Source organism: Sphingosinicella sp. (assembly GCF_052387495.1).
Taxonomy (GTDB): Bacteria; Pseudomonadota; Alphaproteobacteria; order Sphingomonadales; family Sphingomonadaceae; genus Allosphingosinicella.
In genome coordinates this window covers 1-7,002 of the sequence record NZ_JBQTJC010000031.1, presented here as the reverse complement: position 1 = coordinate 7,002, position 7,002 = coordinate 1, and the positions used below count along the sequence as shown (strand labels likewise).

General features: G+C 69.8%; 6 protein-coding genes and 1 pseudogene. All 7 read left to right on the top strand.

What is annotated here, in order from left to right; genetic code table 11:
- The first annotated feature begins 57 nt into the window (after nt 1–57).
- Nucleotides 58–342: a VirB3 family type IV secretion system protein gene (locus tag ACT4N8_RS02115; protein WP_444856485.1), complete on the top strand. Its 285-nt coding sequence runs from the start codon at nt 58–60 to the stop codon at nt 340–342.
- The gene (trbE, locus tag ACT4N8_RS02110; RefSeq protein WP_444856484.1) at nt 336–2,789 is read left to right on the top strand and encodes a conjugal transfer protein TrbE; all 2,454 of its coding nucleotides are present in this window, start codon (nt 336–338) and stop codon (nt 2,787–2,789) included. Before ACT4N8_RS02115 ends, trbE begins: the two co-directional genes overlap by 7 nt.
- Before the next feature lie 2 nt (nt 2,790–2,791).
- A complete protein-coding gene (trbJ, locus tag ACT4N8_RS02105) occupies nt 2,792–3,535 on the top strand; it encodes a P-type conjugative transfer protein TrbJ (protein WP_444856483.1) in 744 nt (247 codons plus the stop codon).
- Nucleotides 3,536–3,680: 145 nt separating this feature from the next.
- Nucleotides 3,681–4,979 (top strand): P-type conjugative transfer protein TrbL, encoded by a 1,299-nt coding sequence (gene trbL / locus ACT4N8_RS02100; RefSeq protein WP_444856482.1) that lies wholly within the window; start codon nt 3,681–3,683, stop codon nt 4,977–4,979.
- A 3-nt stretch (nt 4,980–4,982) separates the two neighbouring features.
- Complete coding sequence (gene trbF / locus ACT4N8_RS02095) at nt 4,983–5,825, top strand: conjugal transfer protein TrbF (protein WP_444856481.1); 843 nt, start codon at nt 4,983–4,985, stop codon at nt 5,823–5,825.
- Nucleotides 5,822–6,694, top strand: a complete 873-nt coding sequence (gene trbG, locus ACT4N8_RS02090) for a P-type conjugative transfer protein TrbG (protein ID WP_444856480.1) — start codon at nt 5,822–5,824, stop codon at nt 6,692–6,694. The genes trbF and trbG overlap by 4 nt, the downstream gene beginning before the upstream one ends.
- Nucleotides 6,691–7,002: pseudogene (locus tag ACT4N8_RS02085) on the top strand (hypothetical protein); the annotation flags it as partial. The gene trbG and the pseudogene ACT4N8_RS02085, both read left to right, overlap by 4 nt.

The following is a 7,002-nucleotide window of genomic DNA, read 5'->3' as shown; positions in this document are numbered from 1 at the left end:
CGCGGCGAGCTCCTTCTTCCTCAGCTTCTTCAGCTTCGGCGGCGGGGCGCTGATCGGATGAGCGCCGTCTTCCACGGGGCCGGAACCCATATCGAGGGCTTCGAGGCGCCGCTGCACCGCTCGCTTGCCGAGCCGATCCTGCTCGGCGGTGCGCCGCGCACGATCGCGATCGTCAACGGCACGATCGCGGCGGCCCTGGGCCTCGGCCTGCAGCAATGGATCGCGGGCCTCCTCCTCTGGGCGGTCGGCCACACGCTCGCCGTCTTTGCCGCCAAGCGCGACCCCGATTTCGCGCCGGTCCTGGCCCGCCACCTTCGCCAGAAGGGGCATATGGCATGCTAGCCTTGCGCGAATATCGCGACCGCGCCGACCGGCTGGCCGACCATCTGCCCTGGGCGGCTCTGGTCGCGCCGGGAATCGTCCTCAACAAGGACGGGAGCTTCCAGCGCACCGCGCGGTTCCGCGTCCCCGACCTCGAAAGCGCGACCGAGGCCGAGCTCATCGCCGCCTGCGCGCGGGCCAACAATGTGCTGAAAAGGTTCGGCTCGGGCTGGGCGCTCCATTTCGAGGCGGAGCGCCGCGAGGCGCTCGGCTATCCGGCGAGCACCTTTCCGGAGGCCGCGTCCTGGCTGGTCGACGAGGAGCGCCGCGCGAGCTTCGAGGCCGTCAGCGCCCATTTCGAGAGCCGATATTATCTGACGCTGACCTTCCTGCCGCCGGCCGATCAGGTCGACACGGCCGGCCGGGCATTGGTCGAGCGCGGCGACGACGCACGCGGCCGCGACTGGCGGCAGGCGCTCGCCGCGTTCGTCGCGGAGACCGACCGCGCCGTCGACCTCTTTTCCGGCTTCATGCCGGAGGTGCGGCCGCTCGACGATGAAGAGACCCTGACCTTCCTGCACGGCGCGATCTCAGGACGGCGCCATCCGGTGGCACTGCCGGAGACGCCGATCTATCTGGACGGATTGCTGGCTGACACGCCTCTCAGGGGCGGTCTCGAGCCGATGCTTGGCGATGCGCATTTGCGCACGCTCACCATCCTCGGTTTCCCCAATCTCAGCCGTCCCGGAATCCTCGACGCGCTCAACCATCAGGATTTCGGCTATCGCTGGGTGACGAGGTTCATCGCGCTCGACAAGACCGAGGCCGCCAAGACGCTGACCAGGCTGCGCCGGCAATGGTTCAACAAGCGCAAGTCGATCACCGCGATGCTGCGCGAGGTGATCTACAACCAGCCGGCCCAATTGCTCGACAGCGACGCCGACAACAAGGTGGTCGACGCCGACCTCGCTCTGCAGGCGCTCGGCGGCGACCATGTCGCCTTCGGCTATCTCACCACGACCATCACCGTCGCCGACGCGGACCGCGCGCGCGTGGAGGAGAAGGTTCGCTCGGTCGAGCGCGTCGTCAACGGCCTCGGCTTCACCTGCATCCGGGAGAGCATGAACGCGGTCGAGGCCTGGCTCGGCTCGCTGCCCGGCCATGTCTACGCCAACGTCCGCCAACCGCTCGTCCACAGCCTGAACCTCGCCCATCTGATGCCGCTGTCGAGCGTCTGGGCGGGGCCGGTGCGCAACCTGCATCTGGACGGGCCGCCTCTGCTCTATGCCGAAACCAGCGGCTCGACTCCGTTCCGGCTCTCCACCCATGTCGGCGATGTCGGACATATGCTGATCGTCGGCCCAACCGGGGCGGGCAAGTCGGTCCTGCTCGCCTTGCTTGCGTTGCAGTTCCGGCGCTACCCGGGCGCCCAAGTCTATATCTTCGACAAGGGCTTCTCGGCCCGCGCCGCGGTGTTGGCGATGGGCGGCGCTCATCACGCGCTCGGTCTTGGCGGCGACGATGCGGAGAGCGCCCGAGCGATCGCTTTCCAGCCCCTTCGGCATATCGACAACGCCACCCAGCGCGCATGGGCTGCGGAATGGATCGGCGCGCTTCTGGCGCATGAGCGGGTGCTGATCACGCCCGAGGTCAAGGAGGCGGTCTGGCTTGCGCTGACCAGCCTCGCCACCGCTCCGGCCGAGGAAAGGACGCTGACCGGGCTGACCTTGCTCCTCCAGTCGACGGCACTGCGCGCGGCGCTCGCGCCCTACACGCTCGAGGGGCCGTTCGGACGTCTGCTCGACGCCGCCGAGGACGATCTGGCTTTTCACCACGTGCAGTGCTTCGAGACCGAGGCGCTGATGGGGCAGGCGGGCGTCGTCGCGCCGGTGCTGACCTATCTGTTCCACCGGCTGGAGGAGCGGTTCACCGGCCAGCCGACGCTGGTCGTGCTCGACGAGGCCTGGATCTTCCTCGACCATCCCTTGTTCGCGGCGCGGATCCGCGAATGGCTGAAGGTGCTGCGCAAGAAGAACGTCGCCGTCGTCTTCGCCACCCAGTCGCTCGCCGATATCGCCGACAGCAATATCGCGCCGGCGATCATCGAATCCTGTCCCCAGCGCATCCTGCTTCCGAACGACCGCGCGATCGAGCCGCAGTCGCGCGCCGCCTACGAACGGTTCGGCCTCAACGACCGCCAGCTCGAACTGGTCAGCCGCGCGACTCCGAAGCGCCAATATTATCTGCAGTCGGCGCGCGGCAACCGCCTGTTCGAGCTCGCTCTGGGTCCCGTGGCGCTGGCTCTCTGCGGCGCGTCGGATCCGGCCGTCCAGAAAAGAATCGACGCGCTTCTCGCCGAACATGGCGAGCGGGATTTCGCCGGCCGCTTCCTCGCCGATGCCGGCCTCGACTGGGCCGCCGGCCTCCTCGCCGATTTTCCGGCCTCCCTACCCCCCGAAGGAGAATGACGATGAAGAAATTGATGCATATCGGCCTGCTCGGCTTCGCTATCGCGGGTAGCGCGCTCGGCGCGGGCGTCGTTGTGACCGCAACGCCGGCGCATGCCATTCCGGTGTTCGACAGCGCCAATTATGCCCAGAATCTGCTGACCGCGGCGCGCACGCTCCAGCAGATCAACCAGCAGATCCAGCAGCTTCAGAACGAGGCGCGGATGCTCGGCAATATGGACCGGAACCTCGCGCGCATCGACTTTCCGCAGCTGCAGCAGCTCCGCCAGCGGCTCGGTCAGATCAACTCCCTGATGGGCCAGGCGCGGGGCGTGGATTTCCGGGTCGACCAGCTGGACGAGCAGCTTCGCCGGCTGTTCCCCGAAAATCTCGACCGGCTGCTTCAGCGCGACCAGCGCGTGGCCGGCGCCCGCGCCCGCCTCGATGCGGCGATGTCGGCGTTCCGCCAGACGATGGGCGTGCAAAGCCAGATCGTCGCCAATGTCCGCGAGGACGCCGAGGCGCTCGGCGAGATCGTTGCGCGCAGCCAGGGCGCCGAAGGGGCGCTGGCGGTCGGCCAGGCCACCAACCAGCTGCTCGCGCTCACCGCCCAGCAGCAGTTCCAGATCCAGCAGCTGATGGCCGCGCATTTCCGCGGGGTCGCGCTCGAGCGGGCGGAGCGGGCGCAGATCGAGCGCGAGTCGCGCGAGCAGGTGCGGCGCTTCCTCGGCGACGGCCGCGCCTACACGCCGCGGCCGCGCCGATGAGCTGAGGCGCACGCCGGCCGGCAAGGGCGCACGCCCCCCTCGTCCTCGTCCGGCCGGCAGCCGTCTCGTCGCGGGGCCTCGTCGGCCTTCCCCCTCGGCCGCCGAGCCCCGCGACATCCTTCTCTCCCTTTTTCAGGACCGACCCGTGGACGACCTCAACGTCATCGACCAGTTCATGGACAGCTTCGTCCGCTACATCGACAGCGGCTTCGGGCTGCTCGGGCCCGACGTCGGCTTCCTGACCACCGTCCTGATCGGCATCGACATCACCCTGGCCGGCCTGTTCTGGGCGCTGGGCGGCGAGGACGACGTCATCGGCAAGTTCCTCAAGAAGATCCTCTATGTCGGCGTCTTCGCGCTTATCCTGAACAGCTTCTCGACGCTGACCGACATCATCTTCCGCTCGTTCGCGGGCCTGGGGCTCACCGCCGGCGGCAGCACGATCACCGCCGACGACCTGCTCCGGCCGGGCCGTCTCGCAGGCACCGGCTTCGAGGCGGCTCAGCCTCTGCTGGACCAGGCGAGCGAGCTGGTCGGCCCCGTCGCCTTCTTCACCAATTTCGTCGAGATCGCGGTGCTGATGGTCGGTTGGGTGGTGGTGATCCTCGCCTTCTTCATCCTCGCGGTGCAGCTGTTCGTGACCATCCTCGAGTTCAAGCTGACTGCCCTGGCCGGCTTCGTGCTGGTCCCGTTCGCGCTCTGGAACCGCACCTCCTTCCTCGCTGAGCGCGTGCTCGGCAATGTCATCAGCTCCGGCATCACGGTGATGGTGCTCGCCGTCATCGTCGGGATCGGCTCCAATTATTTTTCCCAGTTCACCAATTCGCTCCAGGGACAGGAGCCCGACCTCGAGCAGGCGGTGTCGCTGATGCTGGCGAGCCTCGCTCTGTTCGGGCTCGGCATCTTCGGGCCCTCGATCGCCTCGGGCCTGGTCGCGGGCGCACCGCAGCTCGGCGCGGGCGCGGCGGTCGGGACGGTGGTCGGCGCCGGAGCGGCGGTGGCCGTCGGCGGCGCCGCCGCGATCGGCGGCGGGCGCGCGATCGGCGGCGCGGGCCTCGGCGCGATCCGTGCGGGCACCTCGATGGGCGCCGCCGCCTCGACCACCGCCCGGCTCGGCCGCGAGACCGGCGGCTCGAGCCTCGGCGGCATGGCCGCCGCCGCCAAAGGCGCGGCCGTGCAGCGGGCCAGCGGCGCGCTCGGGCTTCGCGCCGCCGCCGAGCGGGGCCGGGACGCGGCCTGGTCGGCGATGACCGGCAAGCCGGCCTCGTCATCTTCATCATCAGCCTCGCCGGCCGCCGCCGGCGGCGACGCGGCGCCGGCCTGGGCGCAGCGCCTTCGCGCCGAACAGACCTCCCGGCAGCGTCGGCAGCTCGCCGTCCATGCGCTCGGCGCCGGCTCGAGCCGCGGCGCCGGCGCCACCCCCGACATCAAGGAAAGGGACTGACACATGCGATTCAAGCGCGCCGTCCAGCGTTATGGGCGAACCCCGGAGCCCGAGACCCCCTATCAGCGCGCCGGCCAGCTCTGGGACGAGCGGATCGGCTCGGCCCGGGTACAGGCGAAAAACTGGCGGCTGATGGCGTTCGGAGGGTTGTTCCTGACCTGCGGCCTTTCCAGCGCTTTGGTCTGGCAGTCGATGCAAAGCCGGGTCGTTCCCTATGTGGTCGAGGTCGACCGGCTCGGCGAGGCGCGGGCGGTGGCGCCGGCGGACTCGGACTATCATCCCACCGATCCGCAGGTCTCCTGGCACCTTGGCCGGTTCATATCGAACATCCGCTCGCGTTCGCTCGATCCGGTGCTGATGCGCGAGAACTGGCTGTCGGCCTATGACTTCGCCACCGACCGCGGCGCCCTGTTCCTCGGCGAATATGCGAGGGCGGCCAATCCGTTCGCCGATGTCGGCACGCGCACCGTGTCGGTCCAGGTGACGAGCATCGTGCGCGCCTCGGACAACTCGTTCCAGGTGAAGTGGACCGAAAGCCTATATGAGCGCGGCAGCCTGGCGGGCACCTCGCGCTGGACCGCGATCCTTACCGTCGAGCTGCGCCCGCCGCGCTCGGCCGACACTTTGCGCAAGAATCCGCTCGGACTCTATGTCGATGCGATCGACTGGAGCCGCGAGCTCGATACGCCCGCACCGGCCGGCCCGGGCGCGCCCGTCGAAGTGCCGGCGCCCCTACCCGCACCGGCCCCGCCGGACGCGGCCATCCCGCAAGGCTCGCCACTCGATCCGAGCCTGACCGAAGAGCCGGCGACCCGGCTCCCCCCATCCGAAAGGAATTCTCAATGACCCGATCTCTCCCCATCCCGATCGGCCTGCTCGTCCTCGCCTTCGGAGCAGCACCGGCCCTGGCCGATCCGCCGCAGCGAAGCCGGCAGCAGGCGTCGCCGACCGCCCGCGTCCAGTCGGCGAACCGGGACGCGCTGCGCGAGCCGACGCGCGCAGGCTATCTGGGCGCCGTCCAGGTCTATCCTTATTCGGAAGGGACGCTCTACCGGCTCTACGCGGCGCCCGAACGGGTGACCGATATCGCGCTGCAGCCGGGCGAGGCGGTCACCGCCGTCGCCGCCGGCGACACCTTGCGCTGGATCGTCGGCGACACCAGCAGCGGCAGCGGACCGGCGCGCCGCACCCACATCCTGGTCAAGCCGTCCTCGGCGGGCCTCAGGACCAATCTCGTCATCACCACCGACCGGCGCGTCTACCATCTGCAGCTCGAGAGCACCCGGGCGACGGCGATGGCGGCCTTGTCCTGGACCTATCCTCACGATGGGCTGATCGCCCTGCAACGATCCGAGGCTGCCGCGGAGGCGGCCGTGCCGGTCGCGACCGGCCTGGCGGTCGAGAATCTGCGGTTCGGCTACCGCATCGACGGCGATAACCCGCCCTGGCGCCCGCTGCGCGCGTTCGACGACGGCCGCCAGACCTTCATCGAGTTCCCGCCGACGATCGCGCAGGGCGAGGCGCCTCCCTTGTTCGTGCTCTCCGAGCGCGGCGAGGCCGAGCTCGTCAACTACCGCATGGCCGGGCGCTATTATGTGGTCGACCGGCTGTTCGCGCGGGCCGAGCTGCGGCTCGGCGCGCGGCGGCAGTCGGTCGTGCGGATCAGCCGGGACGATGCCGCTCGGCGCGCCCAGCGGCGGCGGAGGCCGTCATGAGCGACGATCGCGCTTCCGTCGCGCCCGCGGATCCGGCCAAGGTCGATCCCGAAACCCTCGTCCTTCGCGGCAGCCCCGGGCGGGTGGTTCGCTTCCGGCGCGGCGTCATCGTCGCGATCGCCGCCTTGGGCCTGATCGCGATCATCGCCACCGCCTGGCTGGCGCTGCGGCCGGCGGCGCTCGGCCTCGTGGCGCTCTGCGCGCCGCGCGTGCTCGCTGGCCCGCTTGCCCGGCATTTCGAGAGGGAGGTCACCGTCGCGCCGGCCGACCCTCGTCGGTGCGGGGCGATCGTGCAGCTCGCCGCCCAG

Coding starts and splice junctions, on each gene's coding strand:
- ACT4N8_RS02115 (WP_444856485.1), top strand. CDS start 58: ATGAGCGCCGTCTTCCACGGGGCCGGAACCCATATCGAGGGCTTCGAG.
- trbE (WP_444856484.1), top strand. CDS start 336: ATGCTAGCCTTGCGCGAATATCGCGACCGCGCCGACCGGCTGGCCGAC.
- trbJ (WP_444856483.1), top strand. CDS start 2,792: ATGAAGAAATTGATGCATATCGGCCTGCTCGGCTTCGCTATCGCGGGT.
- trbF (WP_444856481.1), top strand. CDS start 4,983: ATGCGATTCAAGCGCGCCGTCCAGCGTTATGGGCGAACCCCGGAGCCC.
- trbG (WP_444856480.1), top strand. CDS start 5,822: ATGACCCGATCTCTCCCCATCCCGATCGGCCTGCTCGTCCTCGCCTTC.